This window comes from Xanthomarina maritima (genome assembly GCF_008084905.1).
Lineage (GTDB): Bacteria > Bacteroidota > Bacteroidia > Flavobacteriales > Flavobacteriaceae > Xanthomarina > Xanthomarina maritima.
This window is the reverse complement of sequence record NZ_VSFC01000002.1, coordinates 181,072-207,076: the sequence shown is the minus strand read 5'-3', so window position 1 is coordinate 207,076 and position 26,005 is coordinate 181,072. Positions and strand designations below refer to the sequence as shown.

The 26,005-nt window shown below is 31.5% G+C and carries 21 protein-coding genes and 1 pseudogene; 11 read left to right on the top strand and 11 right to left on the bottom strand.

Annotation, left to right across the window (positions count from 1 at the left end):
• Positions 1 to 111: 111 nt before the first annotated feature.
• Positions 112 to 582: a regulatory protein RecX gene (locus tag FVF61_RS00935; RefSeq protein WP_148452302.1), complete on the bottom strand. Its 471-nt coding sequence runs from the start codon at positions 580 to 582 to the stop codon at positions 112 to 114.
• A 117-nt stretch (positions 583 to 699) separates the two neighbouring features.
• Between FVF61_RS00935 and FVF61_RS00930 the strand changes: the two genes are divergently transcribed.
• On the top strand, positions 700 to 5,955 hold the full coding sequence (locus FVF61_RS00930) for an InlB B-repeat-containing protein (protein WP_148452300.1): 5,256 nt from the start codon (positions 700 to 702) through the stop codon (positions 5,953 to 5,955).
• A 140-nt stretch (positions 5,956 to 6,095) separates the two neighbouring features.
• Here the strand turns inward: FVF61_RS00930 and FVF61_RS00925 are convergent, their stop codons facing one another.
• From FVF61_RS00925 to gdhA, 4 genes are all read right to left on the bottom strand, one after another.
• Positions 6,096 to 8,513 (bottom strand): TonB-dependent receptor, encoded by a 2,418-nt coding sequence (locus FVF61_RS00925; protein ID WP_148452298.1) that lies wholly within the window; start codon positions 8,511 to 8,513, stop codon positions 6,096 to 6,098.
• A 17-nt stretch (positions 8,514 to 8,530) separates the two neighbouring features.
• Entirely contained in the window at positions 8,531 to 9,253 is a 723-nt protein-coding gene (gene recO, locus FVF61_RS00920; RefSeq protein WP_148452296.1) for a DNA repair protein RecO, read from the bottom strand.
• Positions 9,253 to 11,595 (bottom strand): type IX secretion system anionic LPS delivery protein PorZ, encoded by a 2,343-nt coding sequence (gene porZ / locus FVF61_RS00915; RefSeq protein ID WP_148452295.1) that lies wholly within the window; start codon positions 11,593 to 11,595, stop codon positions 9,253 to 9,255. The genes recO and porZ overlap by 1 nt, the downstream gene beginning before the upstream one ends.
• A 115-nt stretch (positions 11,596 to 11,710) precedes the next feature.
• Positions 11,711 to 13,054, bottom strand: a complete 1,344-nt coding sequence (gene gdhA / locus FVF61_RS00910; protein WP_148452293.1) for an NADP-specific glutamate dehydrogenase — start codon at positions 13,052 to 13,054, stop codon at positions 11,711 to 11,713.
• 237 nt (positions 13,055 to 13,291) lie between these two features.
• Here gdhA and FVF61_RS00905 point away from each other — a divergent pair, with 237 nt between their 5' ends.
• Positions 13,292 to 14,110, top strand: a complete 819-nt coding sequence (locus FVF61_RS00905) for a THC0290_0291 family protein (RefSeq protein WP_148452291.1) — start codon at positions 13,292 to 13,294, stop codon at positions 14,108 to 14,110.
• Positions 14,111 to 14,165: 55 nt separating this feature from the next.
• Here the strand turns inward: FVF61_RS00905 and FVF61_RS00900 are convergent.
• Positions 14,166 to 15,308, bottom strand: a pseudogene (locus FVF61_RS00900) (cystathionine gamma-synthase); the annotation flags it as partial.
• Positions 15,309 to 15,395: 87 nt separating this feature from the next.
• On the opposite strand from FVF61_RS00900, the gene FVF61_RS00895 reads away from it, so the two are divergent.
• Positions 15,396 to 16,112, top strand: a complete 717-nt coding sequence (locus tag FVF61_RS00895) for a DUF3298 and DUF4163 domain-containing protein (protein WP_148452287.1) — start codon at positions 15,396 to 15,398, stop codon at positions 16,110 to 16,112.
• Here FVF61_RS00895 and FVF61_RS00890 read toward each other — a convergent pair.
• Complete coding sequence (locus FVF61_RS00890; protein WP_148452285.1) at positions 16,107 to 16,562, bottom strand: DinB family protein; 456 nt, start codon at positions 16,560 to 16,562, stop codon at positions 16,107 to 16,109. The two genes, FVF61_RS00895 and FVF61_RS00890, sit on opposite strands and share 6 nt — an antisense overlap.
• A 107-nt stretch (positions 16,563 to 16,669) precedes the next feature.
• Here FVF61_RS00890 and FVF61_RS00885 point away from each other — a divergent pair, with 107 nt between their 5' ends.
• Positions 16,670 to 17,023 (top strand): arsenate reductase family protein, encoded by a 354-nt coding sequence (locus tag FVF61_RS00885; RefSeq protein ID WP_148452283.1) that lies wholly within the window; start codon positions 16,670 to 16,672, stop codon positions 17,021 to 17,023.
• Positions 17,016 to 17,912 carry a DMT family transporter gene (locus FVF61_RS00880; protein ID WP_148452281.1) on the top strand — a complete coding sequence of 299 codons (897 nt, stop codon included), beginning with the start codon at positions 17,016 to 17,018 and terminating at the stop codon, positions 17,910 to 17,912. The genes FVF61_RS00885 and FVF61_RS00880 overlap by 8 nt, the downstream gene beginning before the upstream one ends.
• Here FVF61_RS00880 and FVF61_RS00875 read toward each other — a convergent pair.
• On the bottom strand, positions 17,901 to 18,380 hold the full coding sequence (locus FVF61_RS00875; RefSeq protein WP_148452279.1) for an acyl-CoA thioesterase: 480 nt from the start codon (positions 18,378 to 18,380) through the stop codon (positions 17,901 to 17,903). The genes FVF61_RS00880 and FVF61_RS00875 overlap by 12 nt on opposite strands.
• 117 nt (positions 18,381 to 18,497) lie before the next feature.
• Between FVF61_RS00875 and FVF61_RS00870 the strand changes: the two genes are divergently transcribed.
• Genes FVF61_RS00870 through nadD form a run of 3 tightly spaced genes read left to right on the top strand, consistent with a single transcriptional unit; the run spans position 18,498 to position 20,578 of the window.
• Complete coding sequence (locus tag FVF61_RS00870; RefSeq protein ID WP_148452277.1) at positions 18,498 to 19,355, top strand: YicC/YloC family endoribonuclease; 858 nt, start codon at positions 18,498 to 18,500, stop codon at positions 19,353 to 19,355.
• A 47-nt stretch (positions 19,356 to 19,402) separates the two neighbouring features.
• The gene (gene gmk / locus FVF61_RS00865) at positions 19,403 to 19,996 is read left to right on the top strand and encodes a guanylate kinase (RefSeq protein WP_148452275.1); all 594 of its coding nucleotides are present in this window, start codon (positions 19,403 to 19,405) and stop codon (positions 19,994 to 19,996) included.
• Positions 19,997 to 19,999: 3 nt separating this feature from the next.
• Positions 20,000 to 20,578, top strand: a complete 579-nt coding sequence (gene nadD / locus FVF61_RS00860) for a nicotinate (nicotinamide) nucleotide adenylyltransferase (RefSeq protein ID WP_148452273.1) — start codon at positions 20,000 to 20,002, stop codon at positions 20,576 to 20,578.
• A 77-nt stretch (positions 20,579 to 20,655) separates the two neighbouring features.
• Here the strand turns inward: nadD and FVF61_RS00855 are convergent, their stop codons facing one another.
• The 3 genes from FVF61_RS00855 to FVF61_RS00845 all read right to left on the bottom strand — a co-directional run bounded on the left by FVF61_RS00855 (position 20,656) and on the right by FVF61_RS00845 (position 23,156).
• Positions 20,656 to 21,249, bottom strand: a complete 594-nt coding sequence (locus FVF61_RS00855) for a hypothetical protein (protein WP_148452271.1) — start codon at positions 21,247 to 21,249, stop codon at positions 20,656 to 20,658.
• A 302-nt stretch (positions 21,250 to 21,551) separates the two neighbouring features.
• Positions 21,552 to 22,049 (bottom strand): peptidoglycan-binding protein LysM, encoded by a 498-nt coding sequence (gene lysM, locus FVF61_RS00850; RefSeq protein WP_148452269.1) that lies wholly within the window; start codon positions 22,047 to 22,049, stop codon positions 21,552 to 21,554.
• 168 nt (positions 22,050 to 22,217) lie between these two features.
• Positions 22,218 to 23,156 carry a nicotinic acid mononucleotide adenyltransferase gene (locus FVF61_RS00845; RefSeq protein ID WP_148452268.1) on the bottom strand — a complete coding sequence of 313 codons (939 nt, stop codon included), beginning with the start codon at positions 23,154 to 23,156 and terminating at the stop codon, positions 22,218 to 22,220.
• Positions 23,157 to 23,286: 130 nt separating this feature from the next.
• Between FVF61_RS00845 and FVF61_RS00840 the strand changes: the two genes are divergently transcribed.
• The 3 genes from FVF61_RS00840 (at position 23,287) to FVF61_RS00830 (ending at position 26,000) form a co-directional block, all read left to right on the top strand.
• A complete protein-coding gene (locus FVF61_RS00840; RefSeq protein WP_148452266.1) occupies positions 23,287 to 24,288 on the top strand; it encodes an NAD(P)H-dependent glycerol-3-phosphate dehydrogenase in 1,002 nt (333 codons plus the stop codon).
• A 90-nt stretch (positions 24,289 to 24,378) separates the two neighbouring features.
• The gene (locus FVF61_RS00835; protein ID WP_158635168.1) at positions 24,379 to 25,128 is read left to right on the top strand and encodes an MBL fold metallo-hydrolase; all 750 of its coding nucleotides are present in this window, start codon (positions 24,379 to 24,381) and stop codon (positions 25,126 to 25,128) included.
• Positions 25,125 to 26,000: a DUF1295 domain-containing protein gene (locus FVF61_RS00830; protein WP_148452262.1), complete on the top strand. Its 876-nt coding sequence runs from the start codon at positions 25,125 to 25,127 to the stop codon at positions 25,998 to 26,000. The genes FVF61_RS00835 and FVF61_RS00830 overlap by 4 nt, the downstream gene beginning before the upstream one ends.
• Positions 26,001 to 26,005 lie beyond the last annotated feature (5 nt).

The window sequence follows — 26,005 nt, the reverse complement described above, 5'->3', positions numbered from 1 at the left end:
CATACACTTGTTTTGTGTATAGCTATTTCAGGACAAGACAATACCTATTTTTATGATAAGACACATAGAATGCTATTGATAATCTTCTTAATTAGTCTTAATTAAGAATAGCTAAAACAGCTCATTGACTTTATCATACACTAAATGGCTTTCCCATCCTCTATACAACAAATAATCAGCAAGTTTTTTGCGTTTTTTATACACATTAGTTTCAGTAATTATTTGTGCTTTTTTTTCTGCTAATTCGTGAAAGGTTTGTAAATAGTCTGCCTCTGAAATCTCTTTAAAGGCTTCTTTAATGTTGAAAGCAGAGATATCTCGTTTTTTTAATTCTAAGGTAATACGTTTTCTACCCCATTTTTTAACTCGAAATTTACCACGAGCATAGGTTTTTGCAAAACGAGTTTCGTTTAAAAAATCGTGGTTTAATAAATGCACTACAACCACATCTATGGCTTCTGGAATCATACGCATATCTTGTAGTTTTTTAACCACCTCTTTATGGCAACGTTCCTGGTAGGCACAGTAGTTTTCAAGAGTTCCTTTGGCTTCTTCTAAAGTGTATGTTTTAATGGGTTTCATGGCTGCAAGATAATAACAATTTGTTAACAATTAACTAGTTGCAACACATGGTATTATCTGTAATTTGTATTATATTTGTAGGCTTGTTTTGGCAAGTGAAAAAATTAATTACTAACTATGATTAAAAAATACTCCCTTGCATTAGCAGCATTCTTGTGCTTTGTTTTGTCTGGTTTTGGGCAGATAGTTAACGGTGATTTTGAAACTTGGTCTGGTTCAACTCCAACAGGCTGGACAACAATTGATAGTGGAATTACCACGTCTGAAGAAACAACAATTGTTCATGGAGGAAGCTCCTCTGCTAGTATAAATGTCACTACAATCGATCATGGGAATACAGATTTAAGACAAACTGTGACTTTAATCAATGGACATGTTTATACGGTATCAGTTTGGGTTAGGCACACAGAAGGAAATATGAGGGCTCGTTTTTTCTACAATGGTGGATATGGAAACTATTCAACAAATTCTAATACTACATCATGGCAAGAAATAACTACAACTTTTACAGCAACTTCTACAAGTGAGGAATTTGGTTTACGATTTTATGACCAAAGTGGCTTTGATGGTGCAGAGATTGTTTACGTAGATGATTATACAATTACTGATAACTCAGTACCTGCAGGACCAACAGTCACTTACAATGGTAATGGCAACACAGGTGGTTCTGTTCCAATTGACACTAATAATCCATATACTTCTGGAGATACCGTAACGGTTTTAGGTAACATAGGTTCTTTAACCAATACATGTAGTACATTCAACAACTGGAATACTGCTACTGATGGTTCTGGAACAGGTTATAGCTCAGGCAACACTTTTACAATTACAGCAAGTACCACGTTATACGCGCAGTGGATATCTACAGCTAATACAGTAACATTTAATAACAATGGTGGTACTGGTACAATGTCCCCACAAATGGATTGTATAGCTGCAAACTTAACTAGCAATACATTTACCAATGCAGGTTTTACCTTTAACAGTTGGAATACTGCTGCTAATGGGAGTGGTACTACATATGCAGATGGAGCATCTTATAATTTTTCTACCGATATTACTTTATATGCGCAATGGGATGTGTATGTTGGACCGTGTCTAGCTACAGGGTTTGAAGATGCTGATAGCTGGAGTAATCAATCTGGTGCAGCTTCCTGGACAAACACTACTCCTGATGGAGATTATGATTCAGACGGTTGTTATGCTAGTACAGGTAGTGCTAATAGTGGTTCAAGAAAAATTGGATTTAATGATGTTGGGGATTGGTTAGAATTACCTTCAACAAGCAACCCTATGTCTTTATCTTTTTGGGCAAGATTATCTGGTGGATCAGGCAGTCAAATAAAGGTTCAGTATGATAATGCTGGAACGTGGACAGATGTTCCAATTACTGCTCAAACTGTTACAGGTACTTCCTATGCACAATACACATTCGATTTATCATCCATATCAAGTTTTAGTAATGTTGATATGCGTTTATATATGGTAACAGAAAACAATTCAATTTATTTAGATGATTTAGAAGTTTACTGTGGAACTCCATGCACACCACCAACTGACCCTTCAGGTACAATTTCAAGTATTGATGCTCCTGACTTTTGTGAAACTGCAGAATTGGCTTTTTCAGGTTCTGCACCTACAGATATTGTTTATTACTGGCAAACAGATGCTAATGGCATTGACACTACTTATGATGCAGCAAATACTTTAGATGTGACAATAGATGGTGATTTTTATGTAAGAGCTTACAATACACTTACATCATGTTGGTCATCCGGAGTTGTTGGCCCATATACTGTTACCATTAGTAATCTTCCGGAAATTACAGATCAACCGGATAATATTAATGTAGCAAATGGTGGCACTGCTACTTTTTCTGCAACTATTACTGGAGCAGTAAGTTATCAATGGCAAGTTAGTACAAATGATGGTGCAACTTGGACAAATACTGGAACAAACGCAACAACGCTTACCGTTTTGGGCGTCAATATTAGTATGCATGGATATATTTATAGAATAGTGGCAACTAATTCGTGTGGTAATACCTTATCTGATGAAGCTGTATTGTTTGTACATAGTGGTTCGCCTTGTGTTGAAGAAGATTTTGTTGGTTTTCCAAATACTGGTTGGTCAAACAGTGGAACAATAGCAGAAACTACTGGAGTACATGCAGGAGCATCAGAACCTTGTAGAGTATTTGGTACAAACGATGCGATTACTACACCACAAACCGATTATCCTACTATATTAGAGTTTTATCAAGATGCTTCAAATTCAGGTGATGGCAATACTGCTACAGTAGATTATCGAATTGGTGCAGGAGCATGGTTGCCTCTACATAGTTTTAGTGTTACAGAAGCAGGAAAAACAGAATTAGTTGATTTAACCGACGTTTCTGGTGTAAACCTAGCGTCTCAAGCAAATGTTCGTTTTAGGTTTAACTCTACATTTAATAGCTGGTATCTAGATGATGTTAAAGTGTATTGTACACCTTGCACACCACCCACTATTACAACCACTATAGACTTGTCTTCCGGACCTATTGGAACCTATGTAACTATTTCAGGAAGTCAATTAGGAACTGCAACTGTAAGCATTAACTCAATAACATTGACACCAATTTCACAAAATGCTAATGAAATAATAATACAAATCCCTAATAATGCTGTTGATGGAAGCATTATTATTGAAACCAATTCTCTTGTTTGTGATACGGCTTTCCCTTTTGATGTCATAGATCAAGAATTGAGCTGCCAGACAAATATAACGCCTCCTCCTACGGATTTATTTATTTATGAATTATTTGATGAAGATCAAAATATAGATGGTTCAGGTGGAGCTTGGGGAAATGGAGGTATGATTACCATTTTTAATGGAACGTTAGAAACTAAAGACTTAAGTGAATATAGATTTTACAGAAGCACTGATTATACGGATACTGCTAGTTTTCCTTATTCTTTATGGCATTCTCCTTCAGGAACATTAGCTCCAGGAGAAGTGTACCGTATTTGGATAGATGGTAGTAACTGTACAGATTATCCAACGCCATATGAGACAGCACTAATAGGTTTCAATGCAAATGATGGTGTAGAACTAAGAAAAAATAATGGTTCAGGAAGCTATATAACCATTGATCAGTTACATACAGCAAATCTTGTAGGATATCGTTATCTAAGAGATTTAAGTGCGACTAACAAACCTGTTGCTACATATAATGCTGCAGACTGGGCTTTTACAGATATTTATCCTTCATCTCCATATTGTGTTGGTGCAGGACAAGCTCCTAATTTTGAAAGTGGAACACCTTCAATATCTTTAAGTGTACCAACAACTACTTGTAGTACCTTTGAAATTACAGCTAGTGCAACTGAAGGATATACAGGAATTTATGGTACAGATTCATATAATTTAACGTTTCAATGGTATTATTATGATGGTATTAATGACGTATGGAATTCTATAAGTACCGGAGGAGATTATACGGTAGTTAATTCAACTACTCAAAGTACCTTATCTATCGACCATATACTTTCTAAAACGAATTTTCAATTCTATTGTGAAGTGAGTGAAGGTAGTAGTTGTTATACTGCTAGCGAGGCCATAAAAATTGAATTAAACACATCGACTTGGACTTCAGGTGCTTGGGATAATGGTGCTCCAGATGAATATACTATTGCTGTTATTGATGGCTTATATGATACCACGTTAAATGGAAATATCGATGCGTGCCAACTTATTATAAACTCTGGTGTAAATCGCACATTAAATGTTACCGACTCTCATTATGTAAGAGTTGTAAACAACGTTGTCAATAACGGAACCATTACGGTTCAAACACATGGTGCTTTTGTACAGGATGGTGTCGGTGCAAATGCTGGCACATTTACTAACAATGGTACTGGGACTGCAAATGTCACGAAGCAAACTTCTAACTTTTTTGATGATGGTTATAATTATCATTATACCTATTGGAGCTCACCAGTTGTAAATGCAGATATTACTGCCGTTTTTCCTAATCCTAGAGGTAACAGACGATTTTATTTTGAAACGGCGAACTATTTAGATCAACATACAGATGGTACAACTAATGGTGTTCCAGATGACATAGATGATAATGGTAATGATTGGCAGATAGCCACAGGATCAATGGAGGCTGGTCGTGGATATGCAATAACTGCTACTTCTCCACCAGGGTTTCCTTATAATAATACCAATCTATTTACAGGTGACTTTAATACAGGAGATATTACTAAAAGTATTGTAATAAATGGGTATTTTGGAGATAACGATTGGAATTTAATTGGTAATCCATATCCTTCTGCTATAGATTTTAACTTATTATTCAACTTTGGTTCAAACAATACCATTATAGATGGTGCTGCGTTTCTCTGGTCACAATCTGCTCCACCAGAAGATATCAACCCTGGAAATGAAGTTCTGAATTTTAATCAAAATGATTATGCAGTAATCTCTGCAGGAAGTGGGAATATTGCAGGAGGAGCCATCGGTACACCTCCTAATGATTTTATTCCTTCGGGACAAGGTTTTTTTGTAAAAGGTCTTTCAACTAATTCAATTACTTTTAACAATGATATGCGAATGAGAGATGGCACAAGTAACGATGTGTTTTATAGAACTAATAATGATACCGAAACATTAGGAGATCAAGCCAATAGACTTTGGGTTAACCTTACATCAGACAATGGTGTTTTCAGTCAACTCTTAATTGCTTATGTTGATGGAGCTACTAATTCTAAAGATAGTTGGAGCTATGATGTGCCACGAAATATGTCAACTGGACTATACTCAACCTTTTATTCTCTTATTGAGAATGAAGATGGCAAATTTGCAATTCAAGGAAAGTTTCCAGAAAGTTTAACCCTCGACGAAATTATATCAATTGGTTTTAATACAACAATTACTGTACCTACATTATATAAGTTTTCAATTGCTCAATTAGAAGGTGAGTTTATGAATGAAAACACTATTTACCTTAAAGATAAATTATTGAATGTCATTCATGATTTAAGTGCTAGCGATTATACGTTCACTTCAGAAATTGGTGAATTTAACGAGCGTTTTGAAATTGTCTTTAGAGATTCTTTCTTATCTATAAACGAAGAAGCACTTTCTGTAACTAATTTAACCATTATTGAGTTACAAAATGGAGAAGTACAGTTTAAGGTTCCTAGTCAGTATGAAATAAAAACGGTAGAATTAATCGATCTTTTAGGAAGAACTATTTACAAGCTAAATGGACAAAGCTCTATTGAAACTTACAATCTTTCTAACTTAAGTCAAGCTACTTATGTTGCTAAAGTAACTTTAGCTAATGGTCAAGTGCTTACTAAAAAAGTTGTAAAACGTAAGTAAATTTGTTGTTTAGTTGTTTGCAGTTTAGTTAATGGCACATTTAGTAAACTGTGGCAGCACTTCGACAAGCTCAATGTGACAGAAAAAGCCACTACAAAACCTGTTTTGTAGTGGCTTTTTGATTCTACTTTATTATATATCTATAAACTATAAATTAAAGAAATAATAAAGTTTCTTCCTGGAGAGGCAATTCCAGAGGAATATGTTTTATAGCGTTGGTCTGTAATATTTTCTAAACTAGCTACTACAGTTGCAGTCTTAGTAATTTGGTATTGAGTTCTTAAATTAAGCGTGTACCAAGAAGGCGCATATGGATCTCCATTTTCGTCTAAGGCATAGATATAATCTTTTTCTCTTTCTGAAGGAGCCATTTGATTATAAGACAACTCATTATTATATTCTGCAAAAGTATCAATTAAAAACTTCTTGTTTTGCCAAACAACATGTGTATTACCAAAATAAGGTGTTACATGTCTAACAGGAATTTTTTCACCTTGTTCGTCTTCTTCTGTTCCACCAATAATATTATATTGAGATGTTAATCTAAATTGTTTTGAAAAATTAATTCTAACACCAACTTCAAAACCATAAACATCAGCACTCGCTGCATTTTGAATGGCCTGTACATTACTGAGTTCTCCATCGTAGATAATTTCGGCTTCACCATTTAAATTATAATCTGTTCTCACTAAGGCCTTATCTAAATAAGTATAATAGGTTGCTAAATCTAAAATTAAAAGGTTATTAAAATTTAAGGTTAATCCTAACTCAGCACCATAAGCATATTCAGCTTTTAAATCTGGATTTGGCACAACTACAGAGCCTGGTTCAGAATCGAATACCTTTCCAACATCGTCTATATTAGGTGCTCTAAAAGCCGTAGATATATTTAATTTCCATTGAATGATATCGTTAGGGAGCCAGCTTATTCCAGCAGCTCCAGTTAAAGCTCCAAAATTTAAATTGGTTTCATTATATGGTAAATTTAGGTATTGGTTGTTTTCAGTAAAATCTGCATGCATAAAAATATGGTTATAACGCACGCCAGATTGAAGCACGAATTTCTCGCTTGGTTTGAATTTTAAATTGGTATATGCTGCCATGGATTGCCAATTGGAACCATTTGGATATCTTGAAACCGTTGGAATGGCTATATCCATATCAATATCTAATTCTTTTCCAGTAGAGGTTATTTTGTTATAGACATATTCGGCTCCGTAAAACAATTCGGTTTTAGGCGACAATAATTTTTCGAAATCGGCATTAAATGAAAAAGCATCTACTGCTTCTTTTCTAATGTTTTTTATAGTTGATTGATAGTCTCTATCGTTTCTACTTTCTTTAAAATTTTGGTAAGCAAGTGTGGATTGTACTTTATTATATAAATTAGAGCGACTGCTTAATTTGGTCATTTGAAAATTTGCCATAAACCATTGTTGAGGTCCATAATACCATTCAGCAGAGCGCAACTCATCACCACGATATCTTATTAATCTATCGTATCTAGAATAATCGGAAGTAGTGGTGTAGAACAGACCTAGATCGAAACTTAAATTGTTTTTAGGTTCGTAACGTACTTTTTGCAAAAAATTAATTTGGCTATATCCTGTTGGTACTTGAATTTCAGGATTGTTATTATCTAGCGTTTCATCCACACCATTGTTAGTAACAACATATTCAGGTCTTAAATAATCGTCTGGACCATGACTTCCCATTCGTAGATCATCGAAATCGGAATAGCTTATATTACTCAAAAAAGCCCATTTTTTTAAACCGAAATTAAAATCTAAATGGCCAGTTTTTTCATTATTTGCTGTTGCATATCTAGCAACAGCATTGGCTTTAAAATAGGTTTCGTCTGAATATGAAAGCTGAGGTTTTTTGGTGTAAAAACTCATAACACCACCTATGGCATCACTTCCATAAACCACAGAGCCAGCTCCTAATGTAATTTCGGTATTTTGAATTGTAAAAGGGTCAATAGATATAACATTTTGAAGATTGCCACTTCTAAAAATGGCATTATTCATCCTTACTCCATCTACTGTAAGAAGGAGTCTGTTTGTTGAAAACCCTCTAATCATTGGGCTTCCACCACCAAGTTGACTTTTTTGTATATAGACATTTCCTGTGCTTTCTAATAAATCGGCACTTGTTTGTGGATTTACTAATTGAATTTTTTTAGCATCAATACTTATTATTTTTTGAGGAATATCTCTTTTACTTTGTTCAAATTTTGAAGCAGAAATTACAATCTCATCAAGTCCTTCGACTTTTGCTTCTAATATAACCGTATGGTTATTTGCTATAATTAGATTTTTATTGGTTTGTAATTTTACATGCAGAAAATTTTCAAAATAAATAGTTTCAAATTCTGAAAAACTATCTAAAAATGCTTTACCATCAAAATCTGAAATTACGGATTTGTTTTTAGAAGAATTATAAATTGAAACACCAGGAATTGGTTGTCTAGATTCTTGTTCTAAAATTTGAATTTCTTGAGCTTGAATAGTGACAACAAAAAAAACCCAAACAAGAAATGATATTATAAATTTCATTTTAGTTGGTTAAATAGCTATGTGTTAAACACTTGATTAAAAATTTGCATAGATTGAGGTTTTTTAAACCCATCTAAATGCAATTCAAAATATAAAAGCATCATTTTTAAAAAAGACTGCCTTTGTTTTGAGTTTATTTTAATTGAATTTAATTCATCAAAATTTGTGCCTAAAAGACGTTTTAAAAGAATAATATTTTCACCTGAAACAGTATATATATTAGTCTTATTATTTTCGAATCTTCCTTCATTTAAATTAAAATAAAGTTCTTGGTTTTTTGCCATTTCTGGATAAAAACCTAAATGTTTGGTTAATTTTAATAAAAACAACAAATGAAAGTTTGAATATTCGTCATGTGTGTCAAGCCATTGAAGGGTTGTTTCCAGGTAAGCATATACATATCCATTTGGTTCTTCTTCTTTTAGTGTGCTTGATAATACTTCAGCTAAAAAGAAAACGATGGAATTTTTGATTACATGTGTTTGCAAACTACTGTATAGATAGTTTGATTTTATTTCTTTAATGTCTTGTAGAGACCTATTTTGTTTATGTAAAGTGACTAATTGTAATTGGGATAGTAATTGGAAATAAGCCGTTTTAGAATTTCCTTTTTTTGCAGAGGAAGCGTTTCTTATGATATAGCTAACAAGGCCAAATTTTTGAGTATAACACTTAATGATAAGGTCGTTATCCCTGTATTTAATTTTAGATAAAACAATGGCATTTGTAGTTGTTAACATTACCTGACTACCAATAATTTTATAACCTTGGTTTCGAAACTATCTAAATCATTTAGCATAATTAAATACACACCAGAAGCTACGGTATTGTTCCCTAAATTTTTTCCATTCCAATAAGCAGTACCACCATCAATTTCTAGATTATATCCTTGATAACGCAAGTTTGTATTAGATTGAGCTTCTGCAACAAGATTACCTTCAATATCCGTTATTTTAATATTCATATTGTCAGTTATACCTCTAATTTTCACTTTTTTGTTATTAATATCAAAAGTTGGTCTTACAGGATTAGGAAAAATAAATGCATTTTCTAGAGTTTCTTCTGTTTGAGAGCCACCAGAACCATAAGAAACAAGTCCTTTATCTGTAGCAATATAAACAATTCCATTTGCTTGATCTAATGCCACATCGACTACATTATTTGATGGTAATGGTGAGTTATTTTTTGTGAAATGAAAAATGGTTTCTTGGCCATCTGAAGAAAAATAATATAATCCAGCACCAATTGTTGCAATCCATTTATTATTGGATCCATCAACCTCTATATCTGCCACAAAAGTTTGGAATAATAATTCTTGAGGAACACCATCATCCAAGATAATAATTGAACTTGCTTCTATAGAAGGGTTTGTGAAAAAATCTGAAGTATTATATAAAACGCGTAATCCTTGAATGGTTCCAATCCAGATTTGATTTCTTTTATCAATTGCTATTGATGACACAAAAGATGAGGGCATGTTTTGTTCTTCAGTACTTATATTATTTATTTGAATACCATTATTATTATTAAAACCTATTAACCCATAGTTATATCCACCAATCCATTTAGTTCCATTATTATCTATTTTAATATCACTGTAACCCCATTCTCCATTAAATGGATCTGGAATTAAACTAGTAAAATCGAAATTTTGCCATTGATCCGAATTGGGATCGTAAGAAACCAATGGCTTAGCTACCCTACCTGTCATAGTCCACAATACACCATTTATGTCAAAAACCGAAGCGCTTACTCTAACATTACTCGAAGTTGTAGAAAGAGAACTTAAGGCGCTATTGGTTTCGTCATACAATATAGTTGGTGAATCATTATTTACTTCCAAAAGACCGTTTAAAAAGGAACTAATAAATACTTGCTGATTATTAAAAGGATTCACTGCAATTTTATTTAAGTTATTAGCACCAAGAACACTATCAAAAGGGACATTAGTCCATGCTTCATCAACAAGGTGGCTAAAGCCTCTACTTTTTTTAGGAGATGGGCTATAAGTTAAAGTATAATCTCCATAAGTTACCCAAAGATTATTTGGTATGGATTGAATTGCAAAAGGACTGTTTAATAAAGGTCCATCTGGATGAATTTCGGTTGCGTCTGTTTGATTAAGGGAGGCTATTTTTAATATGCCATAGTTTTCGGTTCCTATATACAAATATTCTTCTTCGATAGTAGTAACTGTAAATTGTGTAGGATAATCTAATGGAATTGAAATAACGGTTTCTTCTACAAAATCATCATTAAATAAATAGGAATTTAACTTATTCGTTACTAATAATTTATTATCTATTTCTCTAAAATCTAATACAGCGCTATTAGGAATTCTTAGTATAAAATTTAGATTAGTACCAATCACCTCATATACTCTTCTATCTGATCTGATAGTATAAACCTTCCCATTTTGGGTTGATACTATACCCATAAAGTTTTCTATTCCTCCAAAAGAATCCCATTGTTGATAATCTATTAAATCTGGGCTCGAAATAAGAGCTCTTTTTAATCCTCCTTCATTATAGCACGCTGCATAAATATAATCTCCTGAAATAGTAGTTTGATTGATTATTATTTGCGAACCACCATTGCCTATAAAATAGGTGTCACCAAATTCTAGTCTTGACATATCGTAAACAGAAATACCATAATCTGTTGAGATATATACAAACTCGTTATATTCTAAAAAATGATTAATTTTTTTATTATTAGGTGGAATGGTTGGTTTATCTAAAATATCTACTACGGTTAAAATATTTTCATCGTTTTCTAATGCGATTTCAATTAATCCATTATCATACCCTATAATTAACATTTCATAAGCTTCACTATAATGTATGGTTGAAATTTGTTCACCAGACAATCCATTAATTGTTGTTATGGTTTCAATTTCATTAGAGTTTACTTCATAAGTGAAAATAGCATTTTCAGCAGCTACATAAATTTTGCCATTACCTTGTGAAACATCTCTAACATTTAAATAAGAAAAATATCCTTTCCAAAGTGCTGAATAATCTTGAGCAATAGAATTTATTGATGAAAATATAATAAACAATAAGAAGATTCTTTTTTTCATACTATCTTTTAACCTTTCGAATATATCTATATATAACGAGCTTTATTTATAAAACATATATTTTGAATAAAAAAAGCTTCCTAATTGGAAGCTTTTTTTATTTTTTAAATACAAACTATACTACGCCTTGACCTAACATAGCATCTGCAACTTTAACAAATCCTGCAATATTAGCACCTTTTACATAATCTATATATCCATCTTCTTGAGTTCCGTATGTCACACAAGATTCATGTATATTATCCATAATTTGTTTTAGTTTAGAATCAACTTCTTCACGAGTCCAATTTAACCTCAAAGAGTTTTGACTCATTTCTAAACCTGATGTTGCTACACCTCCAGCATTGGAAGCTTTTCCAGGAGAAAACATCACTTTAGCATTTTGGAATGCAGCAATAGCTTCTGGAGTTGTTGGCATATTTGCACCTTCAGCAACAACTGTTACATTATTTTTAATAAGCATTTTAGCCTCTTCTTCATTCAATTCATTTTGAGTTGCACATGGCATTGCAACATCACATGATACATTCCAAGGTCTTGAGCCTTCATGGAATTTAGCAGAAGGATATTTGCTTAAGTATTCACTTATTCTTCCTCTATTAACATTTTTAATTTCTTGCACAAAAGCTAGTTTTTCAGCATCAATTCCATCAGCATCATAAATGTATCCTGAAGAATCTGATAATGTTACCACTTTAGCACCAAGTTCAGTAGCTTTTTCACAAGCATATTGAGCTACATTTCCAGAACCAGAAACAACTACTATTTTTCCATTAAAAGAATCATTTTTAGTAGCTAGCATATTTTTAGCAAAATATACGCAACCATATCCTGTTGCTTCAGGTCTAATTAAAGAGCCACCAAAAGAAATGCCTTTACCAGTTAAAACTCCTGTAAATTCATTTCTAAGCCTTTTATATTGTCCAAACATGTAACCTACTTCTCTACCACCTACACCAATATCTCCTGCAGGAACATCTGTGTCTGGACCAATATGACGGAATAACTCAGTCATAAATGATTGGCAAAAACGCATCACTTCAACATCGCTTTTTCCTTTCGGATCGAAATCACTTCCACCTTTACCACCACCCATTGGCAGTGTTGTAAGAGAGTTTTTAAATACTTGTTCAAATCCTAAAAACTTTAAAATGCTTAAGTTTACAGATGGATGAAATCTTAAACCGCCTTTGTAAGGTCCAATGGCAGAATTGAATTCTACTCTAAAACCTCTATTTACTTGAGTTTTGCCTTGATCGTCAATCCATGGTACTCTAAATATAATAGTGCGTTCTGGTTCAACCATTCGCTCTAACAACATTTTATCTTGATATTTTGGATTAGCTTCGATAAATGGAATTACAGTTTCGGCAACTTCATGTACTGCTTGTAAAAATTCTGGTTCATGTCCGTTCTTTTCTTTAACAAGGTTTAAAAAGGCATCTATTTTATTTTTCATTTAATTTATTTTTAATTGTGATGTCGTATTTTTATTTCTAAAGGCAAATATACATTAACTTTAAAAATTATATATTATTTTTTTATTTTTCACAATGTTATTTGAAGAATAAATTATTAGATTTAACCGTTTTATATACTGAGCCTCAAACAAATCGACATTTACCCGATTTATTTGTTGGTTTGTCGGATATTTATATATTTGTTTAATGATATATTCTATTTATTGAAAGATTTTATGTTCAATTTGAAACAATTTATCGTAATTATTTTCCTACTTATTATGCCTCAAACAAGTTTTTCTCAACTTGGTTTTTCGCATGAGGTTGGTGTTATTGTAGGTCCTGTACAGTTTCGTTCTGATTATGGTGTTCGTCATGATGAAGGCACTAATTATGGAAACTCAGGATTTGGTATTGGTCTTATTCATTATATAAATTTTGCATATCGAGCAGATTGTAATTGTTATTCTACGGACACTTATTTTAATGATCACTTTAAATTAAGAAGTGAAATATCTTACAACAAAACAAAGCTTGACCATCATGGACAATGGGCACAGGGAACTTCTGTAAATGCAGCAAAATTAAGAGCTCATACTGGTGAAGCAAATAATTTTGATATTGGTATGCAATTAGAATACTTTCCTTTAAGTATTCGTTCTTTTCAAGCATTTAGCTATCGTTTTGCACCTTTTATAAGTTTAGGAATACACTATACGGCATATAATCCTGATTCTAGTTCTACTTTAGGTGATGTATTAAATGAAAATAATATTTATTCTTATTGGTATGAAGATGATGCTTTTTTGCCTAATGTGCCTTTAGGAGAACAAAGAGAGTATCCAATAAATTTAGATGGAGGAAGTACTTGGTCTCTTGTGACAAGTGTTGGTGTTAGATATAAACTGACCCCTCTTTCTGATTTAATGCTTGATATGAGATGGCAATATTATGGAAGTGACTGGATTGATGGTTTTAATCATCAGTTAGAATCTAATAAGTATAATGATTGGTTACTTTGGTTGAATTTTGGATATATTTATTATCTAGATTAAAAAATTTAAAGACAATATAAAAAACCAAGATACTCTCTTGGTTTTTTTATGCATTTTAATTAATAGCTTGTTTTAAATCTGCAATCAAATCATCCACATCTTCAATACCAACGCTTAGTCTTATTAGTGAATCTAAAACACCTGTTTTTTCGCGTTCCTCTTTTGGAATACTAGCATGAGTCATACTTGCAGGATGTCCAGCTAAAGATTCAACACCACCTAAAGATTCTGCCAGAGTAAATATTTTCAATTTCTCAACAATTTTAATGGCTTCTTCATAATTATTTCCTTTTGTTGTAAAAGAAATCATGCCTCCAAAACCTTTCATCTGTGCTTTAGCAATTTGATGGTTAGGGTGACTTTCTAATCCAGGCCAAAATACTTTTTCTACTTTGGGATGATTTGATAAATATTCAGCTACAGTTTTGCCATTTTCGCAATGACGTTGCATTCTAACATGAAGTGTTTTAATTCCTCTTAATACCAAAAAACAATCTTGAGGACCACAAATAGCTCCACTTGCATTTTGAATAAAATATAATTTATTTGCTAGTTCTTTATCTTTTACAATTAAAGCTCCCATAATTACATCGCTATGTCCACCAAGATATTTAGTAGCTGAATGCATGACAATATCAGCTTCTAAATCTAAAGGTTGTTGCAAATAAGGAGTTGCAAAGGTGTTATCTACAGCTAATAGCAAATCGTGTTTTTTTGCAATATTAGCACAAGCTTTAATATCAATAATATTCATCATTGGGTTTGTTGGAGTTTCAATCCAAATAAGCTTTGTATTCTTATTAATATATGCTTCAATATTTGAAGCTTCTTGCATACCAATAAAATGAAACTTGATGCCAAATTTCTTATAAATTGAAGTAAATAATCTATATGACCCACCATACAAATCGTTTGTAGAAATAACTTCATCTCCAGATTTTAATAATTTTAAAACGGCATCTATAGCTGCTAACCCAGAACCAAAAGCCAAGCCATAAGTTCCATTTTCTATACTTGCAAAAGCATTTTCTAAAGCGTTTCTAGTTGGATTATGGGATCTTGAATACTCATAACCTTTGTGTCCTCCTGGAGTTGTTTGTGCATAAGTTGATGTTTGATAAATTGGAGGCATTACAGATCCATAAGCTGGATCGTGTTCTTGTCCTCCATGGATTGTTTTTGTATTGAATTTCATGTGCTTAAATTTTTTTAATAAAGTTACAGTTTAATTCGGGCTATTCAAATGCATTAATTATCTTTAACATGAACTTAATTTTTCTGTTCTATGAGATTTAAATTTTTAGTATATACTTTGATTATTTCTTTATTATCCCAAACGTGTAAAGAAGAAAAAACGATAGAATTTAAAGAAATTAATGTAACAACAAGTACTAATAAAATTGTAGAAATTAATATTCCAGAAGCATTTGGTGACGAAGAAGTTTCTAATGTGATTAATAAAAGGATTAATTTAGTTATTATTTCTTCCTTAAATGTTGGAGAAGAAAACTCTACATCTTCAATGACCGTTTCTGAGAGTATTGATTTGTTCAATAAAGAATATACTACGTTTAAAGCAGATTTCCCAGAAAGCATTATGGAATGGGATGCACAGATTGATGGTGAAATTATGTATCAATCTGATGAAATTGTTTCAATAGCCATTACAACTTATTTGAATACAGGAGGTGCTCACGGAAATTTAATCATCGAATTTTTAAATTTTGATGTGTATACTGGAAAACAATTAAAAAATGAAGATTTATTTCAAGATTACATAAATTTTACTGAGATTGCTAAAGACTATTTTAATGAAGAAATAGCTTATAAAAAAGAGCTGTATTTCGAACCAGACAATTTTAAATTACCTGAAAATATAGGCTTCAACGACGAAGGTGCTATTTTACTTTACAACACTTATGAAATTGCACCTTACTCTTCTGGTGTTACAGAAATAAATATTCCTTGGGAAGACTTACAGAATACTTTAAACTTTTTATAATGATTTTTTTAAGGCTAAAATATATCCTAAATGGATGCCTTCATGAAAGTTGTTAAAATCGATAGCTTCATCAACATTGGTTAAGGTGCTTTTTGTAGTTACTGTGTATTCATTATATTTTTCAAAAATATGATTGTTATAATCTTCTTTTGTTTTTTCAATAGTAGAGAATAATAACCCTTTTATTAAATCTACTTCAGCATAGGTAACATCTCTTTCGGGTTTGGTTCCTTTTCTATACATATCCACCATTTCATGAGATAAAAGCATAGGAACTCCAGATAAATTATACACCAATAATTGTTGGGTAACTACTGTATGAGCTATGTTCCAAATAATATTGTTATTGAACCCTTTTGGCACTTTATTTAGTTCCTCTAATGTAAAAGTCTCTAAAAATGATTTGAATAAAGTTCTATTTTTAATAGTAATATCGAATGCCCAATCCATGATTTTAATTTTTATTTAAAAGTAATTATTTTTCAATAAAAATGGGCGTTATTTGTATAATTAAAATATAGTTTAATTCAATAATTACTCATTTTCATGAGCATAAAATGAAAAAGGTTTACTACTTAAAAACTTGCAATACCTGTTTGCGTATATTAGAAGAGTTAAACTTGTCCTCAGACTTTGTTTTACAAGATATTAAAAGTGAAGAAATAACTGTAAAACAGCTTGATATAATGAAACAGCTGGCAGGAACTTATGAAGCACTTTTTAGTAAAAGAGCGAAGCTATATAAAGAAATGGATTTAAAAAACCAGAACCTTAAAGAACCAGATTATAAACATTATCTTCTTGAACATTATACCTTTTTAAGTAGACCAGTAATTATTTTTAACAATCATATTTTTATTGGGAATTCTAAAAAAGTAATCGAACATGCCAAACAAATGATACATGGATAAAACCAGAATCTTTGCCTTAATTGGTGTGTTTTTGGTTCAAGTTATCTATGGCTTTACCTTTACATTTGCTAACGATGTTATTGACGAAGGCTTTATAAGACCTTTTGGTTTTATCTTTCTTAGAGTATTAGGAGCTGCTATATTATTTTGGGTTTTAAGCCTATTTACACCTAAACAAAAAATTGCACGCAAAGACTTTCTGATTTTGTTTTTTGCCTCCATATTTGGGATTGCCTTAAACATGCTAACTTTCTTTAAAGGCTTAGAATATACAACGCCTATTCATGCTTCAGTAATTATGACTGTTGTGCCTATTGTGGTACTGGTTTTATCGGCATTCTTTTTAAAAGAAAGAATTACAGGATTAAAAATTGTTGGCATTCTTCTTGGTTTTTTAGGAGCTATTGTGTTATCGGTTTATGGAAAATCGGCTCAAGCAGGAGACAATATTCTATTAGGAAATTTATTGGTTTTTATAAATGCAGTTTCTTATAGTATTTACTTAATAATCATTAAAAAGCTTACCCAAAAATATTATCCACTAGCTTTTATAAAATGGTTGTTTTTATTTGGATTGATATTAGTTTTCCCTTTTGGATATGGCGAATTCTCGCAAGTTGTTTGGTCCTCTTTTACGCCTTATATTCTATTTTCAGTATTATTTGTAGTAATAGGAGCTACTTTTTTCACTTACTTATTAAACCCTATTGCTTTAAGACATTTAAAAGCGTCAACTGTGAGTACGTTTTTATATATACAACCAGTAATTGCTAGTATTTTTGCTTTGCTTATAGGAAGTGATACTATGAATATAGTTAAGGTTATTGCTGCGACATTAATTTTTACAGGAGTTTATTTGGTTACTAAAAGACCCAAATTAAGTCGTTAAATGAACAGGCATTTTATCTGCAACCCTAGTGTCTTCTTTAGTTAATATTTTAAAATTTTCAGATTTAGGAAAGGTATTTTCCTTTTCTAATAAGTTTTTAGGTAATCCAATTAGTTTTCTAGTAGAAAAATTAATCCAAGCTCCAATCATTTCACAATGTGCTATGTTTTCTCCTTTTTCGTTGTAAAAATTGTGGTCGAATCTAAAAAACATACCGTCTTCGCTTAAACCAGTAACTTCTAAACTAACAGTTATTGATTGTCCTAAAAAAGCCTCTTTAAAATAATACATATGCTCATAAAAAACTACAGGGCTTAAATTATATACTTCTAAAGTCTTCATATCAAATTCTTTTTCTATAAAAAAAGCCATCCTGGTATGACTCATAAAATTAGTATAAGCACTATTTGCTAAATGCCTATTCGCATCCACATCACTCCATCTAATTTCAAACTGTTTTGTATACATATAGAATTATTTTTTTATTAACACAAAACTACATAATCTTACTATGCATGAATAATAAAATTAGTATTTTCTAAGCTCTCAGTTTTAACTACCTTTGTACAACTATAAAATAAGTTTATGATACACTCAATGACAGGTTACGGCAAATCTGTTTTGCAATTGCCAACCAAAAAAATTACGATTGAAATAAAATCACTTAACAGTAAAAACCTAGATTTGAATGCCAGAATGCCATCTATCTACAGAGAAAAAGAACTTAGTTTAAGAAAGCTTATTGCCAATGAATTAGAAAGAGGTAAAATAGATTTTTCAATTTATGTTGAAATGACTGGTGAAGAAACCACAACCCAATTAAATAAAAGTGTTGTTAAACAATATATAAAACAATTAAAAGAGGTTGTAGATGGAGATGAAACAGAGCTTTTAAAAATGGCTGTTCGTTTTCCTGATGCATTAAATACAGAACGTGACGATATAGATGAAGACGAGTGGAAATCAATTTTAAGCGAAGTAAATGTAGCTTTAAAAAACATAGATACTTATAGACTAGATGAAGGAAAAGCGCTTGAAGCTGATTTTAGAATTCGATTAAAGAATATTGAAGTTCTACTTGAACAAGTAATTGAATTGGATCCTGAAAGAATAAATGGAGTAAGAGAGCGATTACGTAAAGGTGTTGAAGAATTAAAAGAAAAAGTAGATGAAAACAGGTTTGAACAGGAACTTATGTTTTACATTGAGAAATTTGACATTACTGAAGAAAAAGTACGTTTAAAAAATCATTTAGATTATTTTAATTCTGCCTTAAGCTCAGACGATTCGAATGGAAAAAAATTGGGGTTTATTGGACAAGAAATTGGAAGGGAAATAAACACCATTGGATCTAAAAGTAATTATGCACCAATGCAAAAGCTAGTAGTTCAAATGAAAGATGAACTTGAAAAGATTAAAGAGCAATTATTAAATGTGCTTTAGTAAATTATAAAGTAATATTATAAGTGTTTTCAATAAAAATATATTAAGTGACAAACATCAATTTAAAAAAAGGGAAACTCATTGTGTTTTCTGCACCTTCAGGTTCTGGAAAAACAACCATTGTAAGACACCTTTTAAAACAAGACAAATTAAATTTAGAATTCTCTATTTCGGCAACTTCCAGAGAAAAACGAGGTAAAGAAATTCATGGAAAAGACTATTATTTTTTGTCGGCTTCAGAATTTAAAAGTAAAATTAAGAATGACGAATTTTTGGAATGGGAAGAAGTCTATCGCGATAATTTTTACGGCACTTTAAAAACCGAAGTGGAACGCATTTGGGCAAGAGGGAAACATGTTATTTTTGATATTGATGTTTCTGGAGGTTTGCGTATTAAAAGAAAATATCCAAACGAAACTCTTGCTGTATTTGTGAAACCTCCAAGTATTGACGAACTTAAAATAAGATTGAAAAAGCGTCAAACCGAAAGTGCAGATAAAATTAATATGAGAATAGCTAAAGCTTCAGCTGAACTTGCTACAGCTCCTTTATTCGACGTTATTATTGAAAACGATAATCTAGAGAAAGCACTTAAAGAAGCTAAAGCTTTGGTTGGTAATTTTGTTGAAGAGAAAAAATAAATTATGAAAATCGGACTCTATTTTGGCTCATTCAACCCTATTCATATTGGACATTTGGTTATTGCCAATCATATGGTAGAACATAGTAATTTAGATAAAATCTGGTTTGTAGTTACACCTCATAATCCGTTTAAAAAGAAAAGTTCTTTACTTGATAATTATCAACGTTTAGAAATGGTATATAGAGCAACAAAAGATTACGATACTTTAAGTCCAAGCGATATTGAGTTTAACTTGCCTCAACCAAATTACACCATAAATACTCTAGTACATTTAGAAGAAAAATTTCCAGATTACGAGTTCTGTTTAATTATGGGAGAAGACAATTTAAAAAGTTTTCATAAATGGAAAAATTATGAATTGATTCTGGAAAATCATGATGTGTATGTCTATCCACGTTTGTCTGAAGGAAAAGTAGAAACGCAATTTGATGGACATAAAAAAATACATCATGTCCATGCACCAATTATGGAACTTTCTTCAACCTTTATAAGAAATTCTATTAAAGAAAATAAAAATGTCAAACCTATGTTACCAGAACATGTGTGGGAATATCTAGATGAAATGAATTTTTATAAATAAGTCTATACACTCTATAGAATAAATAAAAAGCCAACTCATTTGAGTTGGCTTTTTTAAACTTAAAGTTATTTATATGTTTATTTTGCAGGACCAGAATTATTAGTACCACTAACATCGCAATCTGATTGTCTAGCTTCTACATACATTGCCCAGCTATTTCCTCCAAAATCAAAACCTTCTGCCCAAGCAGTTTCCTCTCCATTTGGACCTGTAACTACAGCATGTGCTGCAAAACAATATAAATCGTTTAAAGCATCTTTGTTAATATAGTATTCAACTATATTCACACCAGTAGCATGTGTTGTACCATGTTCGAAATGTCCAATTTTTGGATTACCTGCACCAGTTGTTGGAATAGTTTGCTCGCCACAGTTTCCAATACTCAAATGAGTTGCATTAATTGACCAATCAGAATTAGTGGTATAACGTATAATTAAATCTACACCATCTGTATCAACAGTTACAGTTCCTGCATCATAATTTTGACCTGCCATTAATCTTGTTGAAGTACAAGGTTCATCTAATGATTCTCGAAAAGAAAAATTTGAAGTGCTTTCTGTTACTCTAAAGTTTGGATTCTTGTTGATTTCTTGATTAGAAATTTCTTCAGTACTACAGTTTAAAACTGTAATTGATAATAAAAATAAGAATAGTAATTTGATAGTTTTCATGATATGATAAATTTGGGTTATAGGGTCAAATCTATATGCAATCATGTTATTAACCATAAATTTTCGATGATTTAGATTGTTTTTTCGTTTAAAAAATATAAATCGGATAAAACTACATTTTTAATGGACGAAATAACACATCTAATTGATTTGTAGTATATTACAAAATAAGTATATCTGTTTTATGTGTTAGCCTACCAAGTAAACAAAGGTATTAAAGGCTAAATTAAAATAAAAAAGCATCCTTTTTAGAATGCTTTTATTATAAGATTTTTAGTATGTCTTTCTAAATTGAATATAATTTAATCTAAAGCAGGAATTCGTAATACTTGACCTGGATAAATTAAATCTGGGTTTTTAAGCATTGGCTTATTTGCTTCAAAAATCACTGGGTACTTCATAGCGTTTCCATAGAATTTTTTAGCTATTTTACCTAAGGTATCTCCACTTATAACTGTATGAAATTGCGCTTCTGGTTCCGGATTTTCAACCGTCATTTGGTCGTCCACAGTAGCAATTCCATTAGAGTTTCCAACTACTAAAACCACTTTTTCTTTGGTTGCTTGGTTAAAAGCAGCTCCTGTAACTGTTGCTTGATCATCACTTATATAGACATTCAGGTTTTCAACTTCTAATCCTAAATCGCTTATTGTTTCTTTTAATTTATTTGCTGCTGCTGTTTCTCGTTTCAGTTTTACAGCTGCTGCATCAGCAGTCTTTTCGGCAGCTTCTTCAGCATTTGTTTTTCCAATCCCAAAAACTTTTGCTCCTGCATTTTTAATAAATGTAAATAATCCCATAATTGTCTGTGTATTAAATGTTTTATTAATTATTGTAAAGTTAAAAAAGATTTTTTTTAACCTTTTTTAAATTAATAATGCAATAAACATACCAGAAAAAAGAAACTGCTTGAATTTTACTTCAAACAGCTTCTTACCAATTAACTAACTTAACTAACCAAATTTTATTTAATCTCTAGAACTTTCTCTAGGGTTTTCTTTTTTCCTGTTTTTAAATTTACGTATCTTAGGTTTTTCGGTTTTCTTACCTTCTTCATTCTTCATAAATTGAATGTAACCTCTACCAGTAAATTCGTAAGTTGTGCCAGAAGATGAATGAAACAATTCAATTCTAGCATCATTTATAACTCTCAAATCAAAATATTCATTTCCATAATAATCGTAATTTAAAGTCAAGGTTTTTAAATACATGTTATTTGTATTTCCAACGCCATAAACTCCAGTATAATCCCAATAAATGTTTTCAGGATTTCCAATATTATAATCTTGAGAAGATCTAAATTCTGAGTCGTTTCCACCAGCTAAAAACTGTAAATAGTTTTCGTTATCAAACTCGTTTATTTCACCAGCAAGACTTGTATAAGTTTTTTCCCAAGCTTCATATTCTTGTAAGAAATAATGAATATTATCGTAAAACACAAAATCGTAATCGAAATTAGAACGTTGATATCCTCTTAAAAAATAAGAGGTATCATTATATGGATTGTATAATTCAATGGTGTTTGTATTAATTTGATACACATCAAATGTTTCAAAACCATCAATTAGGTGATACACGTCTAAAATTGTCTCATAAGCATCGTAATTTCCAACTGGAATTCCAAAACCATTGCCTTGACTTCCAATACCTACTAAATTGTTGTTAGCGTATAACGTGCCATTTCTAAACGAAATAGTAAATGCCATTTGTAAGAAAGGCGTTTGTCCATAACCAATAGTTTCATTGATATCTACATACCACAACTCGTAAGAGTTTAATAATTGATTCAATGAAATAGATGGAGGTGGTGGAGGATTGTTATTTGAAACGTAAACATCGTCTGTATAACAAGCTGTAAATAGTGTTGCAATTAAAGCAAATCCTAAAAGTAGTTTTATCGATTTCATAAGTCCTCGTTTTTTGATTTCTAAATAAACAATTTCAAAACACGTGCCAAAAAATTAGAGGCTTTCATTTTAGTTACCAAGAAAGATTCAAATTTTATGTATTTTTGATGTTAAAATATTAAGATAAAATATGGATAAGCCATTAAAATATGCTGTTTTTGGATCGGGAAGTTGGGCAACAGCTATTGTGAAAATGTTATGCGAAAATTTAGATGAAGTAGGTTGGTATATGCGAAGTGTTTATACTAAAGAACACATTTTAAAAGAACAACACAATCCAAGTTATTTAAGTTCTGTCGAGTTTCATTTAAATCAATTAAAGTTAAGTAATGACATTAATGAAATGGCAGCCTATGCAGATGTGTTGATTTTTGTTATTCCTTCTGCCTTCATGCATTCAGAATTAGAAAAGCTAACAACAGATGTTTCAAATAAAACCATTGTGTCTGCTGTAAAAGGAATTATTCCAGAATCTGGTTTATTAGTAGGAGAACATTTTCATGATATTTATAACATCCCATTTAAAAACATAGCAGTAATTGCCGGACCTTGTCATGCCGAAGAAGTTGCCCTTGAACGTTTGTCTTATTTAACTATTTCTTGTGCAGATGCTAAAAAAGCCCAAGAAATTGCAGATAAATTATCTAGTAATTACATAAAAACAAAAATTAGCGACGACGTTATTGGAACTGAATATGCTGTTATGTTGAAGAATATTTATGCTATTGCTGCTGGAATTGCACATGGTTTGGGTTATGGAGATAACTTCCAGAGTGTGTTAATGAGTAATGCTATTCGGGAAATGAAACGGTTTATAAAGAAAACTCATAAAATGAAACGAAACATTAATAATTCGGCTTATTTAGGCGATTTATTAGTAACTGGTTACTCTGTTTTTTCCAGAAACAGAATGTTTGGAAATATGATTGGAAAAGGATATACGGTTAAGTCTGCACAAATGGAAATGAGTATGGTTGCAGAAGGTTATTATGCTACCAAAAGTGCTTATTTAATAAATGAAACCAATAAAAAGAAAACTCGAATACCAATAATAAATGCTGTTTATGCAGTTTTATATGAAGGAAAAGATCCAAAAATGACATTTAAAAAATTGGCTGATAAGTTGGATTAGTCTAATTGATATTCTCAGAAAATTAGCCGTACTTCGATTTTTACAGTAAGAAAAGAGATTGCTAACATGATATATTTGCAAAGACTCAATATGGATAACTCATTTTTTATGGATATGAGTGGCTGGAAAATATTGATTGATCCTTGGTTGGAAGGAACTGAAGTGGATTATTTTGGCTGGTTTAACATGCAATGGCATAGAACACCTCCTATAGCGTATAAAGACTTACCTGCTTTTGACAGCATTTTGATTACTCAAAAGTACCCTGACCATTTTCATGAAGAAACGCTTAAAAAATTAAATCCAAAACATATAATTGGACCAAAGTCTTTGGAGAAAAAACTAAAGAAGTTATTTCCTTCTGCTAAAATAGAAGGGTTAGATTCTAAAAATAATACAACCAAAATCAATAATCATAAGGTTACATTTTTAGCTACTAAAAGAAAGATAGATCCTATTTATGACGCCTTTATTCTCGATGATGGAAAAGAAAGTGTTTTTGTATCTACACATGGATTTAATTTTAGCGACAAAGATTTAGAACAAATAAAATCCTCAACTCCTTTTCAACTCTTAATTACACCTTTTAATTATTATAAACTACCATTTTTCCTTGGAGGATTAGTATCGCCAGGACTAAAAGGAGTAAAGCATTTATGCGATACCATTGCTCCTAAAAATGTTGTGGCAACGCATGATGAAGACAAATATGTAAAAGGTATTGTTTCCAAATTTGCAAGTATCAAACGACCATCATCATCTGAAAATCTTTTAAAGCTTTCTTGGTTAGAAGATCGCTACCTTGAAATGAATCATTATAATCTTATTCAAATAACATGAGCAAAAAAACTCAGGCCCTTATTGAAGTAACCATTATGTATCTTATAATTGGAGTTTTAGGCTGGATTTCATACTATTTATTAGGCCATGAAGAATCTGTTTTGAGATTTCTTTATGCCGATTTGGTTATGACAATTGCTACCTTTGTTTTTTCACTTATTAAAAAGAATAGCAGTGTTTACGATGCTTATTGGAGTGTAATACCATTCTTTTTTATCCTTTTTTGGTTCTTTTATTTTGGAGGGTCCAATTGGGAAATCTATCAATGGGTTTGTGCCATTGTAGTTAGTTTGTGGTCATGGAGACTAACTTTAAGTTGGGCAAGAGGATTTTCAGGTTGGCATCATGAAGACTGGAGGTATGTTAATTTTAGAAATCAATTTGGTAAATATTTTCAGCCTATTAACTTTCTAGCCATTCATCTTTATCCAACGATAATAGTGTTTTTAGGGATGTGGCCATTATTTTGGGTTTTCGATTTTAGTGATTTGCAAAACCCTTTTCTGTTTTATTTTGGAGCGTTCATTTCATTTTTAGGTGTATGCTTTGAATACATTGCAGATAATCAATTAGATGGTTTCAGAAAGAGAAAAATTAAAAATAAAGCCGATATTTTAAATACAGGAATTTGGTCTTATTCGCGAAATCCTAACTATTTAGGTGAAATTCTTTTCTGGTTTGGATTATTAGGAATGGGATTAGCTTTTAATGCTCCTTGGCACACTTCATTAGGATCAATAGGTATGCTCTTAATGTTTTTATTTGCATCCATACCTATGAAAGAAAAACAAATGTTAAAAAACAGACCTGAAGCTTTTAAAAAATATAAAAGAGAGGTTTCTGTATTAATACCTTTCCCAAAAAAGAAGTAAACAAA